Origin of the sequence: Methylomonas montana (assembly GCF_030490285.1) — a bacterium.
Lineage (GTDB): Bacteria > Pseudomonadota > Gammaproteobacteria > Methylococcales > Methylomonadaceae > Methylomonas > Methylomonas montana.
The window spans coordinates 3,103,235-3,129,107 of sequence record NZ_CP129884.1; the positions used below are offsets into that span (position 1 = coordinate 3,103,235).

The 25,873-nt window shown below is 53.7% G+C and carries 28 protein-coding genes; 18 read left to right on the top strand and 10 right to left on the bottom strand.

Annotation, left to right across the window (positions count from 1 at the left end; translation table 11 throughout):
* The first annotated feature begins 245 nt into the window (after window positions 1-245).
* The 7 genes from urtC to QZJ86_RS14300 all read left to right on the top strand — a co-directional run bounded on the left by urtC (window position 246) and on the right by QZJ86_RS14300 (window position 4,853).
* Window positions 246-1,364: an urea ABC transporter permease subunit UrtC gene (urtC, locus tag QZJ86_RS14270; RefSeq protein ID WP_301671093.1), complete on the top strand. Its 1,119-nt coding sequence runs from the start codon at window positions 246-248 to the stop codon at window positions 1,362-1,364.
* Window positions 1,361-2,167: an urea ABC transporter ATP-binding protein UrtD gene (gene urtD / locus QZJ86_RS14275; RefSeq protein ID WP_301671094.1), complete on the top strand. Its 807-nt coding sequence runs from the start codon at window positions 1,361-1,363 to the stop codon at window positions 2,165-2,167. The genes urtC and urtD overlap by 4 nt, the downstream gene beginning before the upstream one ends.
* A complete protein-coding gene (locus tag QZJ86_RS14280; protein WP_301938989.1) occupies window positions 2,167-2,940 on the top strand; it encodes an ABC transporter ATP-binding protein in 774 nt (257 codons plus the stop codon). Before urtD ends, QZJ86_RS14280 begins: the two co-directional genes overlap by 1 nt.
* A gap of 116 nt (window positions 2,941-3,056) precedes the next feature.
* Entirely contained in the window at window positions 3,057-3,344 is a 288-nt protein-coding gene (locus QZJ86_RS14285; RefSeq protein WP_301671095.1) for a hypothetical protein, read from the top strand.
* Window positions 3,345-3,477: 133 nt separating this feature from the next.
* Complete coding sequence (locus tag QZJ86_RS14290; protein WP_301671096.1) at window positions 3,478-4,329, top strand: urease accessory protein UreD; 852 nt, start codon at window positions 3,478-3,480, stop codon at window positions 4,327-4,329.
* 63 nt (window positions 4,330-4,392) lie between these two features.
* On the top strand, window positions 4,393-4,587 hold the full coding sequence (locus QZJ86_RS14295; protein ID WP_301671097.1) for a hypothetical protein: 195 nt from the start codon (window positions 4,393-4,395) through the stop codon (window positions 4,585-4,587).
* A complete protein-coding gene (locus QZJ86_RS14300; protein WP_301671098.1) occupies window positions 4,587-4,853 on the top strand; it encodes a type II toxin-antitoxin system RelE family toxin in 267 nt (88 codons plus the stop codon). The genes QZJ86_RS14295 and QZJ86_RS14300 overlap by 1 nt, the downstream gene beginning before the upstream one ends.
* Window positions 4,854-5,013: 160 nt before the next feature.
* Here QZJ86_RS14300 and QZJ86_RS14305 read toward each other — a convergent pair whose 3' ends face one another.
* Window positions 5,014-5,274, bottom strand: a complete 261-nt coding sequence (locus QZJ86_RS14305; RefSeq protein ID WP_301671099.1) for a Txe/YoeB family addiction module toxin — start codon at window positions 5,272-5,274, stop codon at window positions 5,014-5,016.
* Window positions 5,271-5,522: a type II toxin-antitoxin system Phd/YefM family antitoxin gene (locus QZJ86_RS14310; RefSeq protein WP_301671100.1), complete on the bottom strand. Its 252-nt coding sequence runs from the start codon at window positions 5,520-5,522 to the stop codon at window positions 5,271-5,273. Before QZJ86_RS14310 ends, QZJ86_RS14305 begins: the two co-directional genes overlap by 4 nt.
* 132 nt (window positions 5,523-5,654) lie before the next feature.
* On the opposite strand from QZJ86_RS14310, the gene ureA reads away from it, so the two are divergent.
* From ureA to ureG, 8 genes are all read left to right on the top strand, one after another.
* A complete protein-coding gene (gene ureA / locus QZJ86_RS14315) occupies window positions 5,655-5,957 on the top strand; it encodes an urease subunit gamma (RefSeq protein WP_301671101.1) in 303 nt (100 codons plus the stop codon).
* Window positions 5,957-6,280, top strand: coding sequence for a hypothetical protein (locus tag QZJ86_RS14320; RefSeq protein ID WP_301671102.1), 324 nt, complete (start codon window positions 5,957-5,959; stop codon window positions 6,278-6,280). The genes ureA and QZJ86_RS14320 overlap by 1 nt, the downstream gene beginning before the upstream one ends.
* A 60-nt stretch (window positions 6,281-6,340) precedes the next feature.
* Window positions 6,341-6,658 (top strand): urease subunit beta, encoded by a 318-nt coding sequence (locus QZJ86_RS14325; RefSeq protein WP_301671103.1) that lies wholly within the window; start codon window positions 6,341-6,343, stop codon window positions 6,656-6,658.
* On the top strand, window positions 6,655-8,358 hold the full coding sequence (ureC, locus tag QZJ86_RS14330) for an urease subunit alpha (protein ID WP_301671104.1): 1,704 nt from the start codon (window positions 6,655-6,657) through the stop codon (window positions 8,356-8,358). The genes QZJ86_RS14325 and ureC overlap by 4 nt, the downstream gene beginning before the upstream one ends.
* A 150-nt stretch (window positions 8,359-8,508) precedes the next feature.
* Window positions 8,509-10,098, top strand: coding sequence for an SIR2 family protein (locus tag QZJ86_RS14335; RefSeq protein ID WP_301671105.1), 1,590 nt, complete (start codon window positions 8,509-8,511; stop codon window positions 10,096-10,098).
* A 524-nt stretch (window positions 10,099-10,622) separates the two neighbouring features.
* Window positions 10,623-11,054, top strand: a complete 432-nt coding sequence (gene ureE, locus QZJ86_RS14340; protein WP_301671106.1) for an urease accessory protein UreE — start codon at window positions 10,623-10,625, stop codon at window positions 11,052-11,054.
* The gene (locus QZJ86_RS14345; RefSeq protein WP_301671107.1) at window positions 11,044-11,718 is read left to right on the top strand and encodes an urease accessory protein UreF; all 675 of its coding nucleotides are present in this window, start codon (window positions 11,044-11,046) and stop codon (window positions 11,716-11,718) included. The genes ureE and QZJ86_RS14345 overlap by 11 nt, the downstream gene beginning before the upstream one ends.
* A 184-nt stretch (window positions 11,719-11,902) precedes the next feature.
* The gene (gene ureG, locus QZJ86_RS14350; RefSeq protein ID WP_301671108.1) at window positions 11,903-12,526 is read left to right on the top strand and encodes an urease accessory protein UreG; all 624 of its coding nucleotides are present in this window, start codon (window positions 11,903-11,905) and stop codon (window positions 12,524-12,526) included.
* 164 nt (window positions 12,527-12,690) lie between these two features.
* Here the strand turns inward: ureG and QZJ86_RS14355 are convergent, their stop codons facing one another.
* Both QZJ86_RS14355 and QZJ86_RS14360 read right to left on the bottom strand, forming a co-directional pair.
* Window positions 12,691-14,004, bottom strand: coding sequence for a hypothetical protein (locus QZJ86_RS14355; protein WP_301671109.1), 1,314 nt, complete (start codon window positions 14,002-14,004; stop codon window positions 12,691-12,693).
* Window positions 14,005-14,107: 103 nt separating this feature from the next.
* Entirely contained in the window at window positions 14,108-15,148 is a 1,041-nt protein-coding gene (locus QZJ86_RS14360) for a M14 family metallopeptidase (protein ID WP_301671110.1), read from the bottom strand.
* A 165-nt stretch (window positions 15,149-15,313) separates the two neighbouring features.
* Between QZJ86_RS14360 and QZJ86_RS14365 the strand changes: the two genes are divergently transcribed.
* The 3 genes from QZJ86_RS14365 to QZJ86_RS14375 all read left to right on the top strand — a co-directional run bounded on the left by QZJ86_RS14365 (window position 15,314) and on the right by QZJ86_RS14375 (window position 16,788).
* Entirely contained in the window at window positions 15,314-15,745 is a 432-nt protein-coding gene (locus tag QZJ86_RS14365; RefSeq protein WP_301671111.1) for a type VI secretion system amidase effector protein Tae4, read from the top strand.
* Window positions 15,742-16,194, top strand: coding sequence for a hypothetical protein (locus tag QZJ86_RS14370; RefSeq protein WP_301671112.1), 453 nt, complete (start codon window positions 15,742-15,744; stop codon window positions 16,192-16,194). The genes QZJ86_RS14365 and QZJ86_RS14370 overlap by 4 nt, the downstream gene beginning before the upstream one ends.
* 237 nt (window positions 16,195-16,431) lie before the next feature.
* Window positions 16,432-16,788 carry an Imm51 family immunity protein gene (locus tag QZJ86_RS14375; protein ID WP_301671113.1) on the top strand — a complete coding sequence of 119 codons (357 nt, stop codon included), beginning with the start codon at window positions 16,432-16,434 and terminating at the stop codon, window positions 16,786-16,788.
* A 184-nt stretch (window positions 16,789-16,972) separates the two neighbouring features.
* Here QZJ86_RS14375 and QZJ86_RS14380 read toward each other — a convergent pair whose 3' ends face one another.
* From QZJ86_RS14380 to nifJ, 6 genes are all read right to left on the bottom strand, one after another.
* Window positions 16,973-18,403, bottom strand: a complete 1,431-nt coding sequence (locus QZJ86_RS14380) for a glutamate-cysteine ligase family protein (protein WP_301671114.1) — start codon at window positions 18,401-18,403, stop codon at window positions 16,973-16,975.
* A gap of 91 nt (window positions 18,404-18,494) precedes the next feature.
* A complete protein-coding gene (locus tag QZJ86_RS14385) occupies window positions 18,495-20,579 on the bottom strand; it encodes an acyltransferase family protein (protein WP_301671115.1) in 2,085 nt (694 codons plus the stop codon).
* Window positions 20,580-20,818: 239 nt separating this feature from the next.
* On the bottom strand, window positions 20,819-20,950 hold the full coding sequence (locus tag QZJ86_RS21630) for a DUF4186 family protein (RefSeq protein ID WP_407081619.1): 132 nt from the start codon (window positions 20,948-20,950) through the stop codon (window positions 20,819-20,821).
* Complete coding sequence (locus tag QZJ86_RS14395) at window positions 20,890-21,180, bottom strand: DUF4186 family protein (RefSeq protein ID WP_301671116.1); 291 nt, start codon at window positions 21,178-21,180, stop codon at window positions 20,890-20,892. Before QZJ86_RS14395 ends, QZJ86_RS21630 begins: the two co-directional genes overlap by 61 nt.
* Before the next feature lie 10 nt (window positions 21,181-21,190).
* Window positions 21,191-22,204, bottom strand: a complete 1,014-nt coding sequence (locus tag QZJ86_RS14400) for a dihydroorotate dehydrogenase-like protein (protein WP_301671117.1) — start codon at window positions 22,202-22,204, stop codon at window positions 21,191-21,193.
* Window positions 22,197-25,832 (bottom strand): pyruvate:ferredoxin (flavodoxin) oxidoreductase, encoded by a 3,636-nt coding sequence (nifJ, locus tag QZJ86_RS14405; protein WP_301671118.1) that lies wholly within the window; start codon window positions 25,830-25,832, stop codon window positions 22,197-22,199. Before nifJ ends, QZJ86_RS14400 begins: the two co-directional genes overlap by 8 nt.
* Window positions 25,833-25,873: the final 41 nt, after the last annotated feature.

Below are 25,873 nucleotides of genomic sequence, written 5' to 3' on the forward strand. Positions count from 1 at the left end.
TGGATGTACCGAGTGAGCAGCCCGGAGGGGCGATGCAGGGATGCATCGCGTTGACGGAGGGGCAGGAAGCCCCTTCCGTCAACCCCATTCAAAAACTTCGGCGCGCAGGATACAAGCGGCATCCGGGTGCCCTTTTCTTTGGGTACTTTCTTTTGGGCAAGCAAAAGAAAGTACCTCGGCTGTCGGGCCGAGACCCGACTTACAAAAAACCGTCGCGACAGCGACACACTAAAACGGAAGACGGTATGAAACTAATCAACCTAAGCCAAGACAAAACCTACACCACCGTCCTAACCGCATTAGCATCGGTGACAATCCTAATCCCCCTCTGTAACCTAATCTTCCCCGAAGACTCAGCCCTGCATTTCTCGGCCTACTCAGTCTCGCTAATCGGCAAATACCTGACCTTCGCCCTACTCGGCTTATCACTCGATATGGTCTGGGGCTACGCCGGGATTTTAGTTTTAGGCCAAGGTGCGTTCTTTGCGTTGGGCGGCTACGCGATGGGCATGTATCTAATGCGGCAGATCGGTACACGCGGCGTCTACGGCAATGCCGAATTACCGGACTTTATGGTGTTTCTGAACTGGACCGAACTACCCTGGTATTGGCAAGGCTTCGAGAATTTCGGTTTCGCGATGTTGATGGTATTCCTAGCCCCCGGTTTGCTGGCCTTCGTATTCGGCTGGTTGGCGTTTCGTTCCCGGGTTACCGGCGTGTACTTGTCCATCATCACCCAGGCCTTAACCTATGCACTATTGCTGGCTTTTTTCCGTAACGAAATGGGCTTTGGCGGCAATAACGGCCTGACCGATTTCAAAGACATCCTCGGCTTCAACATCCAATCCGAAGCGGTCCGCTCGGTTATGCTACTGATGACCGGCCTGAGCCTGATTGGTGCCTTGCTGCTCTGCCGCTCGATCGTGAACAGCAAACTGGGTCGGGTAGTCACCGCGGTTCGCGATCAGGAATCGCGGGTACGCTTTCTCGGCTACCGGGTGGAGTTATTCAAACTGTGGGTGTTCGTGTTTGCGGCGATGCTGGCCGGACTGGCTGGCGCGCTGTACGTACCGCAGGTCGGCATCATCAACCCCAGCGAATTCTCGCCATTAAATTCATTGGAAATCGTCATCTGGGTCGCGGTCGGCGGGCGCGGCACCTTGTACGGGGCTATCATCGGCGCGGTACTGGTCAACTACGCCAAAACCGTGTTGACCGGCCTGATGCCGGACGCCTGGCTGTTTTGCCTCGGCGGCGCGTTCATCCTGGTGACTTTATTAATGCCCGACGGCATCGTCGGCCTGCTGCGCCGTCGCGTCAAACCCGACCCTACTCTTAACGTCACAGGAGGACAACCGGCATGATGATCTCGGCTGCCACTACCCCCGAAGGCGGCGCCAGTCTGCCGCTGGACGAGGTCGATACCCGCCACGGTAAAGTGCTGTATATGGAAGACGTCAGCGTCAGCTTCGACGGCTTCCGGGCGCTTAACCATTTATCGCTATACATCGACGACGGCGAATTGCGCTGCCTGATCGGCCCTAACGGCGCCGGCAAAACTACGCTGATGGACGTGATCACCGGCAAGACCAAGCCGGACAGCGGCTCGGTGTTTTTCGGCCAAACCATCGACTTGCTGGAACTGGACGAACCGGCCATCGCCCAGGCCGGCATCTGCCGCAAGTTCCAAAAACCCAGCGTGTTTGATGCGTTGACTGTGTTCGAGAACCTGGAACTGGCTTTAAAAACCGACAAACGCACCTGGCCGACCTTGTTCCATAAACTAAACAACGAACAACGCGACCGTATCCAGGACGTTTTGCAGACCATCGCCCTACCCGCCCAACAGCGGCAACTAGCCGGTGCCTTGTCGCACGGCCAGAAACAATGGCTGGAAATCGGCATGTTGCTGATGCAAGACCCAAAAGTAATGCTGGTCGACGAACCCATCGCCGGCATGACCCATCAGGAAGTGGAACGCACCGCCGAACTACTGCTGTCCTTGCAAGGCAAACATTCCATCGTCGTCGTCGAACACGACATGGAATTCGTACGCAGCATCGCCCGTAAAGTTACTGTGCTGCACGAAGGCTCGGTGCTCACCGAAGGCTCGATGGACGAAGTGCAAAACGATACTCGCGTGATCCAAGTTTACCTGGGGGGATGATGTTAACTATCAGCGCATTGCAACAATACTACGGCGCCAGCCACACCTTGTGGGACCTGGATTTATGCGTGCCGGCCGGTGCCTGCGTCTGCCTGATGGGCCGCAATGGCGTCGGCAAAACCACTTTGCTGAAAGCCATCATGGGCCTGTTGCCGGTGGCCGACGGCAGCATTCAATTCGACGGCGTGGAGCTGGCCAAAGCCAAAGCAGAATCCCGCGCCGAACTGGGCATCGGTTACGTACCGCAAGGTCGGGAAATCTTTCCGCTATTGACCGTGGAAGAAAACCTGAAAACCGGCCTGCGCGCCGCCAATAAACACGGCATCAAAAAAATCCCGGACAGCATTTTCGAGATTTTCCCGGTGCTGAAACAAATGCTGAAACGCCGCGGCGGCGACCTGTCCGGTGGTCAGCAACAGCAATTAGCGATCGGCCGGGCACTGGTGTTGAATCCTCGCCTGCTGATTCTCGACGAGCCAACCGAAGGCATTCAACCCAACATCGTCAGTGAAATCGGCGACGTGATCATTCGCCTGAACAAATCGCGCGGCGTAGCCACGCCGGTCGCCAAACCGGAACCCGGCGAAATTCATCAAGCCATCGACCGCATCCACAAAGAACTGGGGGTGACGGTATTGCTGGTCGAACAAAAGCTGCCGTTCGCCCGCAAGGTAGCCAATCAATTCTGCATCATGGACCGTGGCCGGCATGTAGCCGTGGGGGCGATGGACGATCTGGCGGACGACATGGTGAAGCGTTACCTCACAGTCTGAATACGCCCCTCTTTGCAAAAGAGGGGCTAGGGTAGATTTTCAAAACGGGCGTAGGATGGGCTGAACAACGTGAAGCCCATCGTTGTTACTCAAAGCTTGATGACGGAGAAACAAAGATGAAATCCGATAAATTTTTGCTGACCGCAGGAGCGCTATTGTTGGCTTGGTCGATGCGCGGCGAAGCACACGACAGTCACGAGGCCATGATGCAAGGCGGCAACCTTCTGCAATTAACCCGCGCTTTAATCCATCCGATATTGGAAATCCCTTATCTGCCGGCCTTGCTGATTAGCGCATTGATTTTGGGATTGCTACTTGGCCCGGTTATATTGCACATCAATCGGCACATGATTAACCGCAATGTCGTTAAGCAGGAATTTCCCCCTTTGAAAAATGGGGATTGAGGGGGATTTATTTACAAAATCTCCCCTAGCCCCTCTTTTTAAAAGAGGGGAATGCCTACTCAATATATTGCCGTCACCAGCCGACCGGTATAAAAACTAACAGGCCGATCCAAGAATTTTTGAGTCAACCACCATGCGCCCAAACCTCGCCGTTTCTTCCATTCCCGACGCCGTAAACGACGCAACGGCATGGGAAGCCGAATTGAATCTGGGTTTTACCCAACGCGGCGACAAAACCGTCTTGGCCAGACGCGAGCATCGCGGCCCTTTGACCGTGCAACGGCCTTTTTATCCGGAAGGCGGCGTCTGCCATGTGTATTTGCTGCACCCACCCGGCGGCGTGGTGGCCGGCGATCAGTTAAGCATTACAGCGAATGTTGAACGCGATGCGCAAGCGCTAATCACCACCCCTGCTGCCGGAAAGTTTTACCGCAGCGGCGGCGGTGAAGCGCAGCAAACCATAAATTTAGCAGTCGCCGAAAACGCCAGCCTGGAATGGCTGCCACAGGAAACCATCGTTTACGAGGGTGCGCGCTTAAATTCCAGCATGAATATCGATTTGGCCGATCAGGCCCGCTTCATCGGCTGGGAAATATTGGCCTTGGGCCGCCCGGCCGCCGGCGAGGGCTTTGACAATGGCTCTGCGACATTGAACTGGCGTATCAACCGTAACGGGCGCTTGCTTTACCTGGAACGCTTGCGGCTGGATGCTGAAGCCTTCCGAGCCCGCTGGGGCTTGTTCGGGCATTCGGCGTGCGGGACGCTGTTTGTTTATCCTGCTACACCTTTGCAGTTGGCGGCGGTGCAGGAATTGATTGGTGAAGAGGCTAATCGCGGGGTGACCTTGATTGAGGGTTTGTTGATTTGTCGGGGGTTGGATCTTAGGGCTGATTTGTTGAAGGGGTTTTTTGAGAGGGTTTGGGGGTTGGTGCGGGGGGATGTTGTTGGGAAGGCAGTTTGTTTGCCGAGGATTTGGGCGACGTGAGGCTGTTTGATTTTTCGCTAGTGGATAGGTATCTTGAGCACTCACCTTTCCTGGGAGACGGTTATGGAATTTAAAAGGCAATATATCGTTAATGAAGACAGCCAAAGAGTTGCGGTACAACTGGATATCGATACTTTTGAGAAGATTGAAAATGTTCTGGAAAATTACGCTTTGGTGCAATTAATAAACGCCGATGACAGCGAAACCTTAAATATCGAGGAGGCTAAAAAATACTACGCCAGCCTGGACAAGGCCTGATGCAGGTTGAGTATCGCAAGAAGTTTTTAAAACAATTGGCCGATTTGCCGGCATCGGTGCGACCGAAAATCGAGCAATTTGCATTTGAGGATTTAGCCCAAGCCGGCAGCATTTTTCAATTAGGGAAAATCGAGAAAATGCAGGGTTATGATGGTTTTTATAAAGTACGGTTTGGTGATTATCGGGTGGGGTTGATTGTTAAAGATGATTTGGTGGTTGTGGCGACGGTGATGCGTAGGAAGGAAATATATAAATTCTTTCCGTAGCCTTTTCGCTCCCTCTCCCTTTTGGGAGAGGGTTGGGGTGAGGGTGGTAAATTTGGTGTCGCTGCCGCGACGGTTGTTTTTAATGTCGGTCCGCGAACCGACATTTTAAAAACCGTCGCGATAGCGACACCGAATAAACAACCAGCGACACAACCCAAGCTTAATACTCATAGTGAAACCGCAACTGCGCAATCAACAATGTATCGCCGGCGATCTTATAAACAATCCGATGCTCGTCGTTTATCCGCCGCGACCAATAGCCGGACAAACCGTGTTTCAACGGTTCCGGCTTACCGATGCCCTCGAACGGCTGACGCTGGATTTCCTTGATGAGTTGGTTGATGCGTTTAAGAATGGCCTTGTCGGTGGTTTGCCAGTACAGATAGCTATCCCAGGCATCGGCGGAAAAAGTGATTTTCACTCGCTTAAGTCATGCTCCGTGCCTTGGCCGGATTCCAGCTCGGCGATGGATTCCAGCAAGCGGCGGGCGTTGGCTGGCGAACGCAGCAGGTAGGCGGTTTCCTCCATGGCTTGGAAGTCTTCCAGAGACAGCATCACCACCGGGGATTCGCTTTTGCGGGTGATGATGATGGGGGCATGGTCGGCGCAAACCTTGTCCATGGTTTTAGCCAAATTGGCGCGAGCGGCGCTGTAACTGATGGCGTCCATTGATGCTCCTGCTGTACAAAAAACGGTACGACACAATAACTCGGCAGATAGGCCTATGCAAGTTGGGAAACATTTAACCGCGATACAACTTACCCACACTCCAAAAATTACTATTTAGCTGACGATAACGCCATGCAATTAACCCCCAGAGAAAAAGACAAACTCCTCCTCTTCACTGCCGCCCTCCTCGCCGAGCGCCGCAAAGCCAGAGGCTTGAAACTCAACTACCCGGAAGCCGTGGCGTTTATCTCCGCCGCGATCATGGAAGGCGCACGCGACGGCCAGAGCGTGGCGGAGTTGATGAGTTACGGCCGAACGCTGTTGACCCGCGACGAGGTGATGGACGGTGTGGCGGACATGGTTACCGAAGTACAGGTGGAGGCGACGTTTCCGGACGGCACCAAATTGGTCACCGTTCACGACCCAATCGTCTGATGACCTTGCCAAAGACAATTTGGCGCACCATCGCTACGATCGGCGCAACGGCCACGTTTTTGGTTGTTCTTTGGCAATACGATATTTCATCGGATAGGGAATATCGGTTGGAGGTCTTGGAGCCGATTGTCTTGTTAAAGGAACCTCCGCAGTCCTACCCATCGATAAATGCAGAAATTGGCCAACTTCTTCCTCATGAGTTTGTAAAGGTCATTCGAATGGGATATGGAAAAGATTTTCGTGCTTGGCAAGTTGTTGGCTCAAGAAACCAGAAGGGATGGTTTATCGAGAGCGGCAAAAATGTGCACGTGGAAAAAAATTAATGTTTAAGCGATTGTGAGGCACGTAAATCAAGCCTTCACAGAAAAACTAAGGAGCCCCACATGATCCCTGGAGAAATCTTCCCCGCCGCCGGCGACATCGAACTGAATGCCGGCCGCGCTACCGTTAAAATCCTGGTCGCCAATAGCGGCGACCGGCCGATTCAGGTCGGCTCGCATTATCATTTTTACGAAACCAACCCGGCCTTGCATTTCGACCGTAGCATGTCCCTGGGGTTTCGGCTGGATATTCCGGCCGGCACGGCGGTGCGTTTCGAGCCGGGCCAACAACGCGAGGTGCAGTTGGTAGCCTTCGCCGGCGAACGCAAGGTCTACGGATTCAGAGGCAAGGTTATGGGGATATTGGGGAGACCAGCATGAGCAAGATCAGCCGACAAGCCTATGCCGACATGTTCGGCCCCACCACCGGCGATCGGGTGCGGCTGGCGGACACCGATTTGATTCTGGAAGTGGAAGCCGATTACACCGTCTACGGCGACGAGGTGAAATTCGGCGGCGGCAAGGTGATCCGCGACGGCATGGGCCAAAGCCAGTTGGGCAACGATCAGGCCGTGGATTTGGTGATCACCAACGCCTTGATCATCGATTACTGGGGCATCGTCAAAGCCGATGTCGGCATCAAGCAGGGGCGGATTTTCAAGATCGGCAAGGCTGGCAATCCCGACATTCAACCCGGCGTTGACATCATCGTCGGCCCCGGCACCGAAGTCATCGCCGGCGAAGGCCAGATTCTGACCGCTGGCGGCATCGACGCTCACATTCATTTCATCTGCCCGCAGCAGATCGAAGAAGCGCTGTGCTCCGGCGTAACGACGATGATCGGCGGCGGCACTGGCCCGGCTACCGGCACCAATGCCACCACCTGCACGCCGGGGCCGTGGCATCTGCAGCAAATGCTCAAAGCGCTGGACGGCTTGCCGATGAACTTCGGCTTGCTGGGCAAGGGCAACGCCAGCCTGCCCGGCGCCTTGGAAGAACAAATAAAAGCCGGGGCGATGGGCCTGAAACTACACGAAGATTGGGGCACCACGCCGGCGGCGATCGATTGTTGCTTGAGCGTGGCCGACGATTACGACGTGCAGGTGGCTATCCACACCGACACCTTGAACGAATCCGGCTTTGTCGAAGACACCTTCGCCGCCTTCAAGGGCCGCACCATCCACACCTACCACACCGAAGGTGCCGGCGGTGGCCACGCGCCGGACATCATCAAGGCCTGCGGCTTGAGTAACGTGCTCCCCTCCTCAACAAACCCGACCCGGCCCTACACTGTCAACACCGTCGATGAACATCTGGACATGCTGATGGTCTGTCACCATCTCGACCCCAGCATCCCGGAAGACGTGGCTTTTGCCGAATCGCGAATCCGCCGCGAAACCATCGCCGCCGAGGACATCCTGCACGACCTGGGGGCGTTTTCGATGATTTCCTCAGACTCGCAAGCGATGGGTCGGGTCGGCGAAGTGGTGATCCGCACCTGGCAGACCGCGCACAAAATGAAAGCTCAGCGAGGAGCGCTGAGCGGCGACACCGCGCAAAACGACAACTTCCGCATCAAGCGTTACATCGCCAAATACACCATCAACCCGGCTATCAGCCACGGGATCTCCCATGAAGTGGGTTCCATCGAAGCCGGCAAACTGGCCGACCTGGTGCTGTGGCAACCGGCTTTTTTCGGCGTCAAACCCAGCCTGATCATCAAAGGCGGCCTGATCGCCGCCGCGCCAATGGGCGACGCCAACGCCTCCATCCCCACCCCACAACCGGTGCATTACCGGCCGATGTTCGGCAGCTTCGGCCGCACCGCCGCCAACAATTCGATGGTCTTTTTGCCGCAGATCGCGGTGACTTCCGGTTTGGCTGGTCAATTGGGGTTGCAAAAGCGGGTGGGTACAGTGAAGAACACCCGGACTATCGGCAAGGCGGATTTGAAGTTGAACGATTATCAGCCGCTGGTTGAGGTTGACCCACAAACTTATCAGGTGCGAGCAGATGGGGAGTTGTTGGTTTGCGAACCGGCGGTGGTGTTGCCGATGGCACAGCGGTACTTTTTGTTTTGATTTTATTTGGTTTTGTAGGTTGGGTTAGGCGCTAGCCGTAACCCAACACGTCGGCTTTAGAATTATTTGAGGAATTTTGTTTTTGGGTGTCGCTGGCGCGACGGCTGGTTTGAATGTCGGGTCTCGGCCCGACAGCCGAGATACTTTCTTTTGCTTGGCCAAAAGAAAGTATCCAAAGAAAAGGCCACCCGGAATTCCGCCTTAATCCTGCGCGTCTCGCTTTTGTCGAAGGTTTTCGGAAGGGGCTTCCCAGCCCCTCCGAAAACGAGCGGCATCCCTGCCGCTCCCCTGCGGGCCAATCTCGCCAAAAGCTCCGATGCTCGGGGCGGAATAACGGGAATAGTCCACTTCAGCGGTAATTGTGTGCAGGAAAGATTTTTTGGTAGGCTGGGTTGGAACGACAGTGTAAACCCAGCTTTAGCCTATACAGCTGGGTTTCGCGTTGCTCTACCCAGTCTACGGGTCCATATTATTGAACTGAGTTCAAAAACATACATGCCTAAAAAGAAAAAACTTTTAGTGGTGGTTGGCGCAGGCGCTTCTATAGATTTAGGAATGCCTTCAGTGGATCGCGTAAATAAGTTGTTTGTTGATTGGGCAAATATACATTTTCCTTTAGCCAGCAATAATAAATCAAATATTTACTCATACTTTGACAAAGAAATTAAGCGGTATAAATGCAATCATCTTGAAAAGCATTTGAGAAAGCCAAATAACTTTGAAGAAGTTTTGTATGTCATGTATCAACTTCCTACCTTATTCCCATCAGGCATTTTCACATCATCGATTGGTGCTTTTTTAGGGATTAAAAGTTTGCCAGATACGCGGATTAACAATAAGCATCAATCCACAGACTTCCACTCTTTAACGAAAATTACTTCTGGCCTAATTGACCATCTTCTTGATGAGTTTAGGCGACGGTGTATTTCAGTAGAAATAGAAAACAAAGATCAATTTAAAACATGGAGTTTATTCCTAAATAACCTCAGCCATGATTTTGATATAGGCATAGTCAGTCTCAATTATGACAACCTCATCTATAAGGTGTTACCAGAATTAAACACTGGATATGATCGGAAAACAAAAGAATTTAATCCAAATAATATTTTTTATCGAAAGAATTGGTCATGTTTGTTGCATTTACATGGTTCTGTTCACTTTGATTTTTGGAATGGCGGGTGGAATGATGATTTATCCAGTTTTCCTAATCCTCATTCAACGTTTAAAAGAGGACGGTCTAGCCAATACACCACAGAAGGGCTTGTTTTTCCAGGGTCAGAAATTATTGCTGGTTACGGAAAATCATTGCAGATAATGAACCAGCCTTTTAGAACATATTATGCCGAACTAGATCGGTTAGTTCATGAGTGCGACGGGGCTTTAATATTAGGATATGGATTTTCTGATGAACATATAAATAAGGCGCTATCAAATTACAACCTTAACAGAAATAGACCATTAGTCGTTATTGACTATGCAAATGACGATGATGATGTAATGACTGTCAGAAGCACAGTCGATGTTTTGCCAACAGCAAAAAAAGCTGTCAATCTTTTTGGGAATGATAGTTTATTAATGAATTGGGATGGTTTTAATTATCCTGCCCAAGTCAAGACATTGATAACGGAATGTATATTTGAAACATCAAGTGAACCAGATAGGCCATTATCTATATGGTATGGCGGCATGCAAGAAGCGTGTAAAAACTACAATAAGATTTTTGATATTTTAAGTATTTAGCCATTTTTCATATTTCTCTGTAATTTTTGGCGTGGTGTTAGTCCCGTTATTCCGCCCCGAGCATCGGAGCTTTTGGCGAGATCAGCCCGTAGGGGAGCGGCAGGGATGCCGCTCGTTTTCGGAAGGGCAGGAAGCCCCTTCCGAAAACCCTCGGCAAAAGCGACAAATTTGCCTGGAGCAAATTTGAACAGCCGATAGGCTGGCCCGCAGGGCGAAAACCATGGATGGTTTTCGTAAAGCGCAGGAAATAGGCGGAATTCCGGGTGGCCTTTTCTTTGGATACTTTCTTTTGGCCAAGCAAAAGAAAGTATCTCGGCTGTCGGGCCGAGACCCGACTTCAAACAAAACCCGTCGCGATAGCGACACATTATTAAATGAAAGCTAGCGCTTTTGAGACATCGTTCCCAAGCCGGAGCTTGGGAAGCAGCGTGAACGAGCGTGAAAAGCCGGCGTGTTGGGCGATGACGGCTAACGCCTTTTATATCCTTTGGGTAAACCCAACTTACAAAACCTAACAATAGACCATGCTAAAACTCACCGAAACCACCCAAACCGAAGAACAACCCGACGATACATTAACCCTCCCCTTTGAGGCCCGCCAAAAATCCCGCCAACCGGCAACCACAAAAGGCGGTGTCCAGGTCGGCGTATTCCTGCCGCGCGGTCAAACCCTGCGCCACGGCGCAATCCTGACCAACAGCCAAGGCTTCAAAGTGCGTATCGACGCCGCCCCGGAAAAATTGTCGGTGGTCAAATGCAGCGACCCATTATTGTTCGCCAAAGCCTGCTACCACCTCGGCAACCGCCATATCGCGTTGCAAATCCTGCCCGACGAACTGCGTTATCTGGCCGATCATGTACTCGATCAAATGCTGGTCGGTTTAGGGCTGATCGTAGAACATCATACCCTGCCCTTCGAACCGGAAAGCGGCGCGTATCACAGCCATGGTCACTGATTTATCGCTGTTAAGGCTGCTGCAACTGGTCAGCCCCGGCTTGCCGATAGGTATGTACAGCTATTCGCAAGGGCTGGAGCGAGCAGTGGAGGATGGCTGGATTACTTCCGCCGAGCAGGCGACCGACTGGCTGCACGGCTTACTAAAAAATGGCTTGGGCGTGGTCGATGCGCCGATTCTGGCGCGGCTATACGTTGCCTGGAACAATAACGATATGACAGCGGTTGAACATTGGAGCGCTGTATTAATAGCCTACCGGGAAACCGCCGAGCTGCGCGCCGAGGACAGGCAAACCGGCCAGGCGCTGGCTCGCTTACTGGTCAATCTGGAATTACCCGAAGCCGAGGCCTGGCTAAAACGCCCCGATGCGACTTTGGCTACCTTGTTTGCGCTGGCGGCGGCACGCTGGCAAATCGGCAAGGCCGACGCCGTCACCGGCTATCTATGGGGCTGGCTGGAAAACCAGGTGTTGTGCGCAGTCAAGCTGGTGCCGTTGGGTCAGGTAGCCGGCCAGCAATTATTAAAAAACCTGGCTGGCGATTTACCGACGCTGGTGGATCGTGCTTTGAGCCTGAACGACGCCGGGATAGGTGGCAGTTGCTTCGGTTTGGCCTTGGCCAGCAGTCGGCATGAGATGCAGTACTCGCGGCTGTTTAGGTCTTGAAGTTAACTGATATGCCTTCTTAAGCGCATAAATTGAACAGCCCCTTCTCCTGCGAGAGAAGGTCAGGATGAGGGCAATGGAATCAGGATTTTTTCTATTTTGATCTCTCCTCACCCAACCCTCTCCATCAAGGAGAGGGCTTTTCTAAAGCCTCTGAATTGACGAAGAAAATTGGAGAGAAAACATGATTGACAAACAAATATTACGAATCGGCATCGGCGGCCCGGTCGGCTCGGGCAAAACCGCGTTGGTGGACGCCTTGTGCAAGTTGATGCGCGACGATTACGAAATCGGCGTGGTCACCAACGATATTTACACTCGCGAAGACCAGCAGTTTTTGATCCGCAGCCAGGCCTTGCCGGAAGAACGCATCCTGGGCGTGGAAACCGGCGGCTGTCCGCATACCGCCATCCGCGAGGATGCCTCGATGAATCTGGCGGCGGTGGACGAACTGTGCGAACGCTGGCCGGAGCTGGATTTCGTGATGGTGGAAAGTGGCGGCGACAATCTCAGCGCGACGTTTAGTCCGGAACTGGCCGATCTGACCATTTACGTGATCGACGTCTCGGCAGGCGACAAAATCCCGCGCAAGGGCGGCCCCGGCATCACGCGTTCGGATTTATTGGTGATCAATAAAATCGACCTGGCGCCCTATGTCGGCGCGTCGCTGGAAGTGATGGACCGTGACGCCAGGAAGATGCGCGGCGATAAGCCTTTTGTGTTTACCAACATCAAGACCGGTCAGGGTCTGGAAACCGTCAAAGAGTTTATCGTCAAGCAAGGCATGCTGGTCATCAACAACGTTTAACGGCAAATGCCGGACGCCGCCGCCTAAGCGGCGCTCGGGCTTTGGTGTCCTTGATTCCACTCCAAAGCGCAAGCTATCCATTGCTTTTCCAGGGCGCCTCCTCAGTCCAAGGCTCTCAGATCGCCGCGCTCGCCTTGCAGCGGATTGAGCGCGGCAAGGGTTTTCTAGCCTTGCGGACCAACGCCGGCCGCGGTTTGCGTGGTTTGGCGGATGATTTTTTGTTCCTCGTCCTTGCGCGCCAATACCGAGCGCAACTGCAACAGCTTACCCAAGGCGTTGTACCAAAACGGCCCACCCAGGCTGAGCAGGAAAATGGACAGTATCAGGCCGGGGAAGCTGACGACCCGCCAATGCCGGCACCAGGCGTCGACATCGGTGGACAGGCTGATCAAGCCTTGCTCGGCCAAAAAGTTGAGATAGTATTTTTGGGTTTCCAGACTCGCGTTTGCATCGCCCGCGCTCGCACCCGCCTGTTCAAGGTCGCCGACTGGTTTTTCCTGGTTGTTCTCGGCGGAAAGCTGGCTAGCCGCCTGCACAGTCGGCTCGTCGTTCAGCTTGGGCGCCAACTCCACAAAAGCCGTCCGCATCTGTTCGTCCATTGCCAAGCGGTTGATCAGATAAACCGTGTCCAATTGCAGTGCGATCGCCACCAAGGCCGCGCTGATCACGCTGACCACACGAGTGGTAGCCGTGAAACGCACGCTGACCCGATCGATAGAATGGTCGAAATTCAAACAAATTTTTGCCAGAAAATCGCTGGAAGCCTCCTGCAATAAGGCATTCGCCTCGCGCACATCCTGAGCCAGTTCCGGATTGGACTTTTCAAGCTCCAAGGCCTGCATCCGCACGTTTTTTAAGGTGGCGGCGGGATCCTCGATGCCGTTGTCGCGCAGCACCGATTTTAAGCTGTCGAACAAATCGATCTGGCTGGAAACGAATTTTTCCAACTTTTGATAACTTTGCTTTTTAGAGTGGGCGGCTTTTTCTTTTTTGATCTTGGTGATTAACGGAGCAATGTCCACGCTCTTATAAAACTGCGGATATTGCTGCAATTTGGTGTCCAGCGCTTCTGCGGCCTGCGAGACGTTGATGGTTTTGTTGGCGATTCGGGCTTGAATAGCTTCGAATTCGGTTTTGATCGCTCCATCGTAGGATGCCGCCAAATCCAGCAGGATTTTGATGAACTCCTCGCGGTGAATCACTTCGCCGAATTGAAAGAACTGTAGCCAAGCCGGTAAGCGGCAACGACAGCGGCCGCCGATGATCCGTTGACTCAGGGTTTTTGCGGCGATGGCGTCGGCCTGCTCGCGGGAAAGCCGCACATCCAACAATTCCAGTAAATCCGCCAGCCCAATGCGCAGATTGCGACCGCGGCTGGCTAACAAATTCAACATCCCCTGGCTCAGCAGCGTCACGGCCATGCTGGCGACTAACATCACCACGGATAAACCCATCAATATATCCACGGACTTCAACATGAATCACCCCCTTAACTGTTTACGGATCGACGAAATAGGTTTCACTAGCGAATTTTTTTGAATAGCTTTCTAAAGCTTAGCCTAAGGCGCCAAGCTGCCAACACTAATCAGGGCTATCGATCGCCAAGCGCTCCATCAAATAACACAAGCAATCCTGACGAATCACGCGTTCGTTCAGCGTCAGCATGGAGGGCATCGTCGCGCGGGCGATCCGCAATTGCCCATTCTCGATCGCTAAAAACTGTTCGGTGACCGGATTGCCATCGTTGTCCCTGGCGATCAATGGCATCCGGTCCGAGCGGGTTTGACCGAACACCGTGCCGGCCGGAATCTCGGTGAAATTCAAGCTTTCCAAGTCGGGATTCAGGCGCAGATCGACCGCGTCGTCACTGAAACTATAACTGGCGTCCTCGGCGACGGTGACTTGGGCCACGGTGTGGTAAATATCCACATCCTGTTTGGCGACCGGCTGGAGCGGAAACTCATGCAAATGCAGGCAACTGTCCAGGAACTCGAAAGCATGTTCGGTGCCATGCGGCTGACCGGGCCGACCGCATTCCAGCGTCACCGCCGGGCAAAACTCGGCAAACGCGCTGGACTGGGTACCCTTGGGATGGGTGAAATATACCAACAAGCGGCCGAACAGCGCACCCAGATGCAGAAAGTCCTTATCCAATTGATTGATACAAGCGTAATGCGGATTCAAACCGGTGTTGTTATGCACGTCGATGCTGGCAAACACGCCGCGCTGGCGCATGATCTGGCAAATCTGTCCAGCCCAAACCGTTTCCGGCGACGGCGGCAATGCCGTACCGGGCCAGATGCGGTTGAAATCGGGTTGGCCGTCCAGCCGTCTTAGATTGAATCGCGCCGCCTGGGTATTGCCGAAAAACAGCGTCAAACCGCGCGGCATGCTTTGGTCACGATATTTTTGCAACAGCTTTTGTACAGCCAGGAAGCCGGTCGGCTCGTTGCCGTGCAGCAATACCGAGACGAACAGCGTTTCCGGGCGTTTGCCGGGAAGGTGGAAGAGCGTCGGCTCGGGGATGAGTGTGTGCAGCGCTTCGGCCGAAATATCCAGCAGGCCTTCGGGGAGGCTGTCGGATTGTATTAGGCTGTAATTAGTGGGTAGAATCTGTGGCATGATGAATTTGACAAATTTGCTCGTTTCAATTCTATCGTTAATTTAGCACCTGTATAAATGCAAATGGGGAGTTTAGACCCCAGGCAAGCCCATTTGACATCAAAGGCCGCGCGATCCGATTCATCGTTAAGACCCAACTACATAGTCAACCACCAGGAAAACGCCATGGCTAAACCCAGTTTTATCAATTTATGGAGCAACTATCCGATCGAGAGTTCGCCTTGCGATGGCAACTGGGATAACCAATGCGCGATACGGATGAGCATTACATTCAATGCGGAACGGACTATCACAGTAAACAAGGAAACTTATTCCGAACCCAAATGTAGCCACGGCCATGCTCGAGGAGCCGAGTCTCTGGCGAATTGGCTTTGGAAAAACCAGCTTGGCCGCCCCACCATCTATACGGGAGGCGCCAAGGCCAAAGCCGCAATAGGCAGCAAAACCGGTCTAATTTTCTTCAAGGATTGCTTCACTCGATCAGGCGATACCGCGCGGACAGGCGACCACATAGATTTGTGGAATAAAGGGGTTACTAAAGGCTATGACGATCCCGCGAATAAAGCATCCCAAGTTTGGTTTTGGGAATTGTCATGAACATGCGCCACATTCGCTGGCTGATGATCGCGGCTATCAATTGGGCAGTGGTTTCATGCGGTTTTGCGGAAGAAACCACTCAAACCGCTAGCAATGACTTGGAGATCGGCTCGGTTCGGCTGCGTTTGGAAAACCATAGCGAAGTGTGCTTCGTCACTTCAACACTTCCGGAAGGTAAATCGGCGGATTACGATTTAGCCATACCCTGGCCATGCCATTTCCACAAAGACATGAGCGGGAGTATCCGAATGATCGAAGCCAAAAACTATCGTTATGTTTTGGTCGAGTCTTCCAAACCCAAATCCGACGCCCGCCCGGACTGCGAGACCCAGCTGCGCTCCATACGCGTGAGTGGACGACTCACGGAAATATCCCAACACAAGGAACTGGTGGCGTCCTGCCCGCCTTTTCAATGGGACGTCTATATGTTTAAGGAACTATTTGACTAGAAACCTAAAATAGTGGACGTCACTCACTTGGCAAGCCCTAACTCTTCTGATTTTTTTTCAGAACGCTAAAGCGTCCACCACCGTGTCCCAAAACCGGATTCGACGTAACGCCTTAGTGGCAGCGATAGCGTAATACGAGGGTATTGAACCGCCGAGCATGTACGATTACCCTATCGCTTATCGCATCTACCCGTTGCCTTTCACTGGGTTTTCATCCGTCACAACAAAGAGGTCATTATGGAACAAGATAAGACAGACAAAATTTCCTATGCGCCGTTTATTCTCTTGGACTCAGGAGAATATGGGTCGCTAATACTTTCCGACCAGCACATGATCGAGAAATTTCATGTATTCGAAGAGCGGGCTGACGAAGGCTGGAATGGAAACGGCTATGACTGGAACTCAATTGCCCAAGTCATCGTAGCCGAACAGCTACCCGATTTACAAGACGAGCTCGATTTCGATCCGGAAGCCGGAATGTTTTCGGCGCAAGGATCGCGTTCCGCACTGGAGCGTTTTGGAAAAGCAATGTCATCCGCCTTTCACAACGACGAGGTACTTCGGGATTTGCTATCACGTGCTGAACTCGATTGACCGGCCGGTGTAAGTCACGTTGCAGCGACAGCGGTGACATGACGCGAAACCAAAACTTTATCGTTCCCACATTCCTGCGTAGCGAATGCAGCCCGCACCGCTCCAACGGTGCGTATCTGGGACGCTGGAGCAGCGTACACCCTGTCCCCACGCCGGAGCGTGGGAACGATGATGTAGTCGTTATTCATATCCCCCACTTGGCAACCACCTCCTCTCCCCGTTGCCGCTGCAAATAAGCCTTAGTCATTCCGACAAATTCTCCCGGATTCTCCCGGATAAACCGCCGCTGCCATTGGCTGCCGGTTTGCTGGCTGGCGAGGCGCTGGCGAATGATGTTCAGATAATCGGCGCGGTCGGCGGCGGCGATGCCTAAAGCCTGCAAACCCGCAGCGGCGCGGGGCAAGAGTTCCTGCTCGATCAACACCGCCAGTCGCTGTCTGCGCTCGCCAAACCAGACGACATGACTATCCAAACCATGCCGCGCGGCTTGATAAAAATTGTCCTTGGCTTGGGCAAACGTTAAATCCGCCCTACCCGCCTGCCGTTCGTCGGCCAGATTCTTGACCAGCCCGTAATAAAACGCGGCGTTGGCGATCATGTCCAGCACCGTCGGTCCGGCGGCTGGGGTGCGATGTTCGACCCGGATGTGTGGGGTACCATCGGCATCGAAACCGACCAGCGGCCGGTTCCAGCGCCAAATCGTGCCGTTGTGCAGCCGCAGATACTGGAAGCTTTCCGGCGCATCGTCGAAATGCTCCGGCAGCAATACCGGAAAATGTTGTAGATTCTCGACGAAGCATTCCAGAATCGACTGCCGGGCAAAGCCGGAACCAAAACTGACCCGATGCAACGGTCCATCGGCCGCGCCGGCATAACCGCCGGTAGCAATGGCTTGTTCGAACAACGGAATACGGGTTTCCGCCCACAAATCCTTGCCGAACAAAAACGGCGCATTTGCGCACACTGCCACCATCGCCGCCGAGGCGATTATCGAGGCGTTATAAACATGATGGGCGATGCTCAGCGGACATTGGATATGCAATTGAAACGAGGTAGTAGCGGCTTCCAGCATCACGTCATGGTGCTGAATCTTCAAATGCTCGTGGCCGCAAATATCCAGCAGGATAGGCTTGCCGCGGTTTTTCAGGATTTGTTCGTTCAGCGCCCGGTAGCGGTTCATGTCGGACATATTGCCCAGATGCAGATCGCTTTGTTGCAGGGTCGGCAAGGTACCTATCGTCAGCAGGTTCAAGCCCAGGGGCCGGGCATGTTGCTCGGCTTGTTGCCAGGTATTTTGCAAATCGCTATGCATACGGCTAAACGCATCGCCGCTCAGCGGTAGCGGCGGCGTGTTGAGTTCGATATTGAATTTGGCCAGCTCCGGCCCGGCCAGCGGATGTTCGAACGAGTGCAAATAGGCTTGATTCATCGGCGCCGGCCGCATTTGCTCGTCCAGCAGCCAGGCTTCGATTTCAAAACCGGCTACCGGGTCCGCTTCCGAGCAAGCACGATTTTTGATCAACTCGCCGAGCAATTCGGTTTCGTCGCGCAATCGTTGTTGAAAGCGCTGAAAGTCGGCGGCCCGATAGGCTGACCCGTGAATTTCTTGGCCCATGAGCAACTCGCTATCCGGCGGGAAATGTCGGAATAGTAAGTGCCTTGCCGTTGAAACGTCAATCTTGCCAAGCAATGCGTTTTGGGCCGTATTATTTTGGCAAGGCTGACACCTGTTCTATGGCTTGCTTAAACGCCGGATAAAGCACCACATTGCCATAGGGGCTAACGTGATCAGCATCAAAAAATAAAGGCCGCTCGCCTTGCATGGCTTTGCAGAAATTTTTCTCACATAACAGCGGGAGAGGATCCCAAATGCTTATCGTCAGATTATTCAGCGCCAAACTCGTCATAGCCAGTAATGTCGGCGCACGGTATGTTTCTTCGTTAGCTCTTTCCTCCACGAATCCGTTTTTGCAATCTGGATTGAATCGATTAAAGAAATCCACACACCGAAAAGGATGCGCACGAAAAATAGGTTTGGGTGCCTCAAATAACACATGGAGACCCGCTTTTTCGAATGGCGACAACCATTCGGGCGCATCATTGGCCGCAGCGGCAATTGATTGCAGTTCTAATGCTGAACGCTCATAGATACTTGTGCCATCAAAAGTATCGTGAAGTCCGGTTTTCTCAGCATTGCCGAAATCCACAAACCTGGGCAATCTAAGCGACGGTAAAAACACGATATCTCCCTGTTTAGCCAAGTCCAATATCTCCTGCAGGGTGGCACGCGATTTTTGCAGGCAGGATGGATCACCACGCTGTCCCATTGGTTTGATCAAATCAATATACGGACAACCCGGCGAATGCAAAACGCGTACGGTACGACCTTGCTCGGCACTTAATTGCTCAAACATCGGCAGATAAGCGGTTGCATGGGAGTCGCCCAAAACAAATAATTGAGCCTTGTCTTTATCTAAACAAGCGTCGGGAAAATACTCTATAACGCTACCACGACCCTGAGCAAGGTCACGCTCGACCACGCGCGGTTCGCATTGACGCGCTGATTGATAGACCGCTTTCATCAGTCCGTACTGGCCGTGCCAGTCTTTGGCATTTATCGTAGGTTGTCCTAAGCCCAGTTCAGGTTGATGCGCCAAAAGTAAGCGGGCACTTTGCCAACTTATCCCGATAAAAACCAGGAAGCCGACTATGCGCCACCCGGCCGGTATTTTTTTAAATCGCTGATTTTTTCGCAGCGGGGATTCCACCCAGCGGTAGGAAACAGCGCCCAGCACCAGGGTCAGACCCAACGCAAGCACGTTAAAAGGCCATACGTCCAGCCCCACGGTCCAACGAAACATCACAAAGACGGGCCAATGCCACAGATACAGCGAATAAGAACGCTGCCCAATCCAGAGCATCGGTGAACTTGCCAAGAGTCGGCGTAGTGAGTCCTTGTCGAAATAAGGATCGCCAATCAACAACAGGCAGCCAATCACCGCACACCAAGCCCTTAACCAAGGGTAAGCCTGTGGATTGGGCAGCAACAATAGTCCTACTATTAACACTAAACCAATCCAAGCCCCCTTTTGTAAGTAGCAATGATAGGTTTCGAATTTTTTGCCCAATTCAGCCGCCCACTGATACCAGACCACGCCAGCCGCCAGCTCCCAGAAACGAAAGGTGATTTGATAGAACACAAACCGCGGGCCGTGATGTATAGCCTGATAAACACAAGCCACGAACGACACCATCGCCAACAGTATCATCACTGCTATCGCCAATCTGCGACGTTGCGAATGCGCCCGCCAGCGCACCCAATTGAACAGCAGCAACGGCGCGATCAGGTAATACTGTTCCTCAACACCCAGAGACCAAGTGTGGGTAAAAGGATTGAACTCGGCACGCGGCTCGAAATAATTGATCGCGGTTTGATCCAATATCCAGTTACTAAATCCCCAGAATGCGGCTTGACCGACATCATCCGCCCCCCGGTTAAACCAGGTACGCGGCACAAACAACACATAGGCCAACGTTGTCGCCAGCAACATAGCCATCAATGCCGGCGCAAGCCGCGTTAAACGACGTGCATAAAAAAAGCCCAAGAATGCGGTAAAGGATTCGCCTTTATGATTGGTTAGCGAGGCCGTGACAACAAATCCAGATATAACAAAGAAAACGTCGACACCTATGAAACCGCCCGGCAACAATGAGGAATGCAAGTGATAGATAATTACGGCCAGCACCGCAAATGCGCGCAATCCGTCTATGTGTGCAAAATACTTAGGCATGGCGTTAAAAATTAGCTAAAAAGGCTGGGTGATATTTTGTATTATTTGAAACGCAGGTTAATCCAACTTTGCGCTGCATTGGTATAAGGACAATAAAACCGCGCGTACTTGGCATAAAGTGTTGATTCAAGTGTTTGAAAGTCATATGCCATAGAATACAGGGAGATTCGCAGCTAATTGCCACAGCTGCGGTAACTTACCTGACAGAAGCCTAACCTAATAAATCGCAGCATTTGGTTCTAACTATTTGTCATTTCACCCATTAACCACCGTTCCAGCACCGAACAAACATAAGTTTGTTCGGCACCACTCAACTCCCGGCCCTGCGGAATTTTATGCCATTTCTCCAGACACAAGTCCGGCAACAGCAAGCGGTGGCGTGTTGGGCGACGAACACCGGGTGGCCGCGAAACGGCGTTTGTTTGCCATCGTTAAGCGGCTCGGCGGCGGCCAGGCGTTTGCCGATAAAGTCTTGAGCATGGCTCAATACCGTTTCCAGGCCTTTGTTGCGCAAATAGTCCAGGTCCTTACCGTGCAGACGAAACTGGCTGCGAAACTTGGATTTAGCCAAGCCGGCAAACAATTCGTCCAAATCGCGCACGGCTTTACCGTTATCTCAACACGCCGGCAGCCGGCGTGTAGCTGTCCAGCACATGAATGTAGTTAGCCCGCTCATAAGCGCTAGGGTCGATGGCGTGTTGCTGGCTGACGCTACCTTTCAACTGGCCTATGGATTCGTATTCGTGCTCGACCAGCCATTGCTCCAGTTCGGCGCGAATCTCGCCGAGCTTGCCGACGCCATGCGCCAGCAACACGCTGCATAAATGCACCACATCGGCGCCGGCCAGCAAGGCCTTGATTACATCTGGAGTTTGATGAAAACCGCCCGTCACCGCCAGCGAGGTTTTCACCCGGCCGTACATCAATGCGGTCCAGCGAATGCGCAGCAAGGCTTCGGCCGGCGTCGACAGTTCCAGCTTCGGCACCACCTGTAGCGTATCCAGATCGATATCCGGTTGGTAAAAACGATTGAATAAGGCAAAACCGTCGGCACCGGCCGCTTCCAGACGCTGGGCAAAATGGATCGGCGAGCTGAATTGCGGCGACAGTTTTAGCGTCAACGGCAGGCTGACCCGGCTTTTCAGCTCCCGCAGGATGTCGAGATAACGGTTTTCCACCGCCTCGCTACTGTCCTCGGCATTGGCCGCCAGATGGTAGATATTCAATTCCAACGCATCGGCGCCGGCTTGTTGCAAGGCCTGGCCGTATTCGATCCAACCACCTTGGGAGGTGCCGTTCAGGCTGGCAATCACCGGAATTTGCAAGGCGCTTTTTATGCGCTGTAAATGCGCCAGATATTGTTCCTGATAAGTCAGAATATGATCCGGTATCGGATGAAAGGAATCGGCTTCACCGAAGCCGATGGCTTGCTCATAAAAAAACCGCTCCATCTGCTGCTGCTCGGCTTCGATCTTTTCCTCGAACAGCGAGGGCATCACGATAGCCGACGCGCCGGCATCTTCCAGACGGCGGGCGCCATCCAGGTCCTTGCTTAACGGCGACGCCGACGGCACCAAGGGATGCGCCAGTTTCAGGCCCAGATAATTCGTCGTTAAATCAACCATGTGGGTTCTCCTGGGCCAGATCGGCTTTTAATTGGGCTTTGGCCGCCGCGACGCTGGTGGCATCGCTCCATTCCAGCGTAGACAGTTGTTGATAATATCGGTAACGGTTCTTCACATCTTGTTGCGCCTGTTTCAAGAAGGCCTCGGCCGCCTCGGGATGACTTTGCCAGAGCATGCTGAAACGGGTTTCGCTCATCACGAAATCGCGCAACGGCACCGACGGCTCCGCTGAATCCAAATGCATCGGGTTCTTGCCCTGCTTGATCTTGCCGGGGTCGAAACGAAACAGCGGCCAATGCCCGCTTTTCACCGCCAGATTTTGCTGGCGATGGTTGTTGGATAAATCCACGCCATGGGCGATACACGGCGCATAGGCAATGATGATGGACGGTCCGTCGTGAGCTTCGGCTTCCAGAAAGGCGCTAAGGGTTTGGGTGTCCTTGCCGGCATAGGCAACATGGGCGACATAGACGTTGCCGTAATCCATCGCCAACAGCGCCAGGTCTTTCTTGGCGGTGGCTTTGCCGCCGGCCGAGAATTTAGCGACCGCGCCCAGCGGCGTGGCTTTGGACGTCTGCCCGCCGGTGTTGGAATACACCTCGGTATCCAATACCAAAATGTTAACGTTGCGGCCGCTGGCCAAGACATGGTCCAGGCCGCCGTAGCCGATGTCGTAAGCCCAGCCGTCGCCGCCGATGATCCAGACGCTTTTCTTGCATAAATAATCGGCCAGCGGCAACAAGGCTTGCGCGGCGGCTTGTTTCAGCGACGGCAAATGCTGTTTCAACTCGGCGACGCGCTGGCGCTGGTCGTAGATACCGGCTTCGTCGGATTGATCGGCTTGTAGAATCGCATCCACCAGTTCGCTGCCCAAGGTGCCGCGCAGCGACAGCAACAACTCGGCGGCATGTTCGGCCTGCTTGTCGACTGCCACCCTCATCCCCAAACCAAACTCGGCGTTATCCTCGAACAAGGAATTATTCCAGGCCGGGCCGCGGCCTTCCGCGTTTTTGGTCCAGGGTGTAGTGGGCAGATTGCCGCCGTAAATCGACGAACAACCGGTAGCGTTGGCAACGATCATCCGGTCGCCGAACAACTGCGAAGCCAGTTTCACATACGGGGTTTCGCCGCAACCGACGCAAGCGCCGGAAAATTCGAATAATGGCTGCAATACCATCGCACCCTTGATGGTGTTGGTTTTCAGTTGCCGGCGGTCGTATTCCGGCAACGATAAAAAGTAGTCCCAATTGTGACTTTCCGGTTCGCGTAGCGGCGCTTGCGGTTGCATGTTCAAGGCCTTGCGGCTGGCGTTGGACTTGTCGCGGATCGGGCAAATGTCCACGCACAAGCCGCAACCGGTGCAGTCTTCCGGCGCCACCTGGTAGCTGATCGCCAAGCCGGCCGGGAAGTCCTTGCCCAGCATCGCCGCATGCTTGAAGGTAGACGGTGCGTCGCCGATCGCGTCGATCGCATAGATTTTGCTGCGAATCGCCGCATGCGGACAGACCATCGGACATTTGCCGCACTGAGTACACAGATCGGTTTCCCAGACCGGAATTTCCAGCGCCAGATTGCGTTTTTCGTAAGCGGCGCTGCCGGTGGGGAAAGTGCCGTCGGCCGGCATCGCGCTGACCGGCAAGGCATCGCCGCGACCGGCGATGATTTCACCGGTGACGCGCTTGATAAAGTCCGGGGCGCTGTCGGCAATGCGGGACATAATATCGAAACCGCTGTCGGCTTGTTTGGGCAGCGGCACTTGCTGCAAGCCGGCCAGCGTTTCGTCGATGGCCTTGAAGTTTAAATCGACGACGCGCTGGCCTTTCTTGCCGTAAGTCTTTTCCACGGCATGCTTGATCGCGGCAATGGCTTGCTCCTGCGGCAGCACCCCGGAAATCGCGAAGAAACAGGTCTGCATGATGGTATTGATACGCTTGCCCATGCCGGATTTTTCGGCGACTGCATTGCCGTCGATCAGATAAAAGCGAATTTTTTTGTCCAACATTTGCTGCTGCATCTTGCGCGGTAGAGTGTCCCAGACTTTATCGGCCGACACCGGGCTGTTCAACAGAAACACCGATTTATCGGCGGCATTGGCCAGCATGTCGTAACGTTCCAGGAATACTGTCTGATGGCAGCCGATGAATTTAGCGTCGTTTTCGCCGATCAGATAGGTCGAACGGATCGGCTTGGGGCCAAAGCGCAAATGCGAGACGGTGATCGCCCCGGACTTTTTCGAGTCGTACACGAAATAGCCTTGGGCATACCAATCGGTTTCCTCGCCGATGATCTTGATGGTGTTTTTGTTGGCACCGACCGTACCGTCGCTGCCCAGCCCATAAAACATCGCTTGAAAAGTTTGATCGTGGGCGTCGGTGCGGTAATCGGCATCCCAATCCAGGCTGGTGTGGCTGACGTCGTCGTGGATGCCGATGGTAAATTGATTTTTCGGCTGCTCGCGTTTTAATTCGTCGTAAACAGCCTTGATCATGCCAGGGGTAAATTCCTTGGACGACAAGCCGTAACGGCCGCCGACCACCTTCGGCAGGCTGACGAACTTGCCGCCATTGCTGAAGTCCTGCACCAGCGCCGTCAACACATCCTTGTACAAAGGCTCGCCATCGGCGCCCGGCTCCTTGGTGCGATCCAGCACCGCGATTTTTCGGCAACTGGCCGGCAACGCTTCGATCAAACGCTCCGGCGCGAACGGCCGGAACAGCCTGACTTTCAGCAATCCGACCGCTTCGCCCTGGCGGTTCAAATAATCCAGCGTCTCTTCCACTGCTTCCGCACCGGAACCCATCAACACGATGACCCGTTCGGCATTTGGCGCGCCGACGTATTCATATAAACGATACTGGCGACCGGTCAGCGTTGCGAAATGGTCCATGGCTTGCTGGGCAATCTCCGGCAGGGCCGCGTAATAAGGGTTGACCGATTCCCGACCCTGGAAATACACATCCGGGTTTTGCGCGGTGCCGCGCAGCACCGGCTTATCGGGCGTCAACGCCCGGCCGCGATGAGCGCTGACCCATTCATCCTTGACCATCGCCCGGATCACCGAGTCGTCGAGACTGACAATCTTCGCAACTTCATGCGAGGTACGGAAGCCGTCGAAAAAATGCATGAAGGGTATCCGGCTCTGCAGCGACACCGCATGCGCGATCAGCGCCAGATCCTGCACCTCTTGCGGCGAATTGGAGCACAGCATCGCAAAGCCGGTCATCCGCGCCGCCATCACGTCGCCGTGGTCGCCGAAGATAGACAAGCCCTGGGCCGCCAAGGAACGGGCAGCAATATGAAACACCGTCGGGCTGAGTTCGCCGGCGATTTTGTACATATTCGGCAGCATCAACAATAAGCCCTGCGAGGCGGTAAAAGTGGTCGCCAGCGTACCGGCCTGCAATGCGCCGTGTATCGTGCCGGCCGCGCCGGCCTCGCTCTGCAATTCCACGACCTTGGGCACGGTGCCCCATAAGTTGGCTTGGCCGCGCGAGGACCACTCGTCGGCCCACTCGCCCATCGCCGACGATGGTGTGATCGGATAGATGGCGATAACTTCGTTCAATTTATGGGCGATGCTCGCCGCGGCCTGGTTACCGTCAATGGTAAGGGTATGTTGTTTTTGCATGGAACAACCTTTTGCGAAATATAACGGCGCCGCTCGGCGCT

What these genes read in the sequence shown, in the direction of transcription:
- urtC (WP_301671093.1), top strand. Translation starts at nt 246, where the DNA reads ATGAAACTAATCAACCTAAGCCAAGACAAAACCTACACCACCGTCCTA.
- urtD (WP_301671094.1), top strand. Translation starts at nt 1,361, where the DNA reads ATGATGATCTCGGCTGCCACTACCCCCGAAGGCGGCGCCAGTCTGCCG.
- QZJ86_RS14280 (WP_301938989.1), top strand. Translation starts at nt 2,167, where the DNA reads ATGTTAACTATCAGCGCATTGCAACAATACTACGGCGCCAGCCACACC.
- QZJ86_RS14285 (WP_301671095.1), top strand. Translation starts at nt 3,057, where the DNA reads ATGAAATCCGATAAATTTTTGCTGACCGCAGGAGCGCTATTGTTGGCT.
- QZJ86_RS14290 (WP_301671096.1), top strand. Translation starts at nt 3,478, where the DNA reads ATGCGCCCAAACCTCGCCGTTTCTTCCATTCCCGACGCCGTAAACGAC.
- QZJ86_RS14295 (WP_301671097.1), top strand. Translation starts at nt 4,393, where the DNA reads ATGGAATTTAAAAGGCAATATATCGTTAATGAAGACAGCCAAAGAGTT.
- QZJ86_RS14300 (WP_301671098.1), top strand. Translation starts at nt 4,587, where the DNA reads ATGCAGGTTGAGTATCGCAAGAAGTTTTTAAAACAATTGGCCGATTTG.
- QZJ86_RS14310 (WP_301671100.1), bottom strand. Translation starts at nt 5,522, where the DNA reads ATGGACGCCATCAGTTACAGCGCCGCTCGCGCCAATTTGGCTAAAACC.
- ureA (WP_301671101.1), top strand. Translation starts at nt 5,655, where the DNA reads ATGCAATTAACCCCCAGAGAAAAAGACAAACTCCTCCTCTTCACTGCC.
- QZJ86_RS14320 (WP_301671102.1), top strand. Translation starts at nt 5,957, where the DNA reads ATGACCTTGCCAAAGACAATTTGGCGCACCATCGCTACGATCGGCGCA.
- QZJ86_RS14325 (WP_301671103.1), top strand. Translation starts at nt 6,341, where the DNA reads ATGATCCCTGGAGAAATCTTCCCCGCCGCCGGCGACATCGAACTGAAT.
- ureC (WP_301671104.1), top strand. Translation starts at nt 6,655, where the DNA reads ATGAGCAAGATCAGCCGACAAGCCTATGCCGACATGTTCGGCCCCACC.
- ureE (WP_301671106.1), top strand. Translation starts at nt 10,623, where the DNA reads ATGCTAAAACTCACCGAAACCACCCAAACCGAAGAACAACCCGACGAT.
- QZJ86_RS14345 (WP_301671107.1), top strand. Translation starts at nt 11,044, where the DNA reads ATGGTCACTGATTTATCGCTGTTAAGGCTGCTGCAACTGGTCAGCCCC.
- ureG (WP_301671108.1), top strand. Translation starts at nt 11,903, where the DNA reads ATGATTGACAAACAAATATTACGAATCGGCATCGGCGGCCCGGTCGGC.
- QZJ86_RS14355 (WP_301671109.1), bottom strand. Translation starts at nt 14,004, where the DNA reads ATGTTGAAGTCCGTGGATATATTGATGGGTTTATCCGTGGTGATGTTA.
- QZJ86_RS14360 (WP_301671110.1), bottom strand. Translation starts at nt 15,148, where the DNA reads ATGCCACAGATTCTACCCACTAATTACAGCCTAATACAATCCGACAGC.
- QZJ86_RS14365 (WP_301671111.1), top strand. Translation starts at nt 15,314, where the DNA reads ATGGCTAAACCCAGTTTTATCAATTTATGGAGCAACTATCCGATCGAG.
- QZJ86_RS14370 (WP_301671112.1), top strand. Translation starts at nt 15,742, where the DNA reads ATGAACATGCGCCACATTCGCTGGCTGATGATCGCGGCTATCAATTGG.
- QZJ86_RS14375 (WP_301671113.1), top strand. Translation starts at nt 16,432, where the DNA reads ATGGAACAAGATAAGACAGACAAAATTTCCTATGCGCCGTTTATTCTC.
- QZJ86_RS14380 (WP_301671114.1), bottom strand. Translation starts at nt 18,403, where the DNA reads ATGGGCCAAGAAATTCACGGGTCAGCCTATCGGGCCGCCGACTTTCAG.
- QZJ86_RS14385 (WP_301671115.1), bottom strand. Translation starts at nt 20,579, where the DNA reads ATGCCTAAGTATTTTGCACACATAGACGGATTGCGCGCATTTGCGGTG.
- QZJ86_RS14400 (WP_301671117.1), bottom strand. Translation starts at nt 22,204, where the DNA reads ATGGTTGATTTAACGACGAATTATCTGGGCCTGAAACTGGCGCATCCC.
- nifJ (WP_301671118.1), bottom strand. Translation starts at nt 25,832, where the DNA reads ATGCAAAAACAACATACCCTTACCATTGACGGTAACCAGGCCGCGGCG.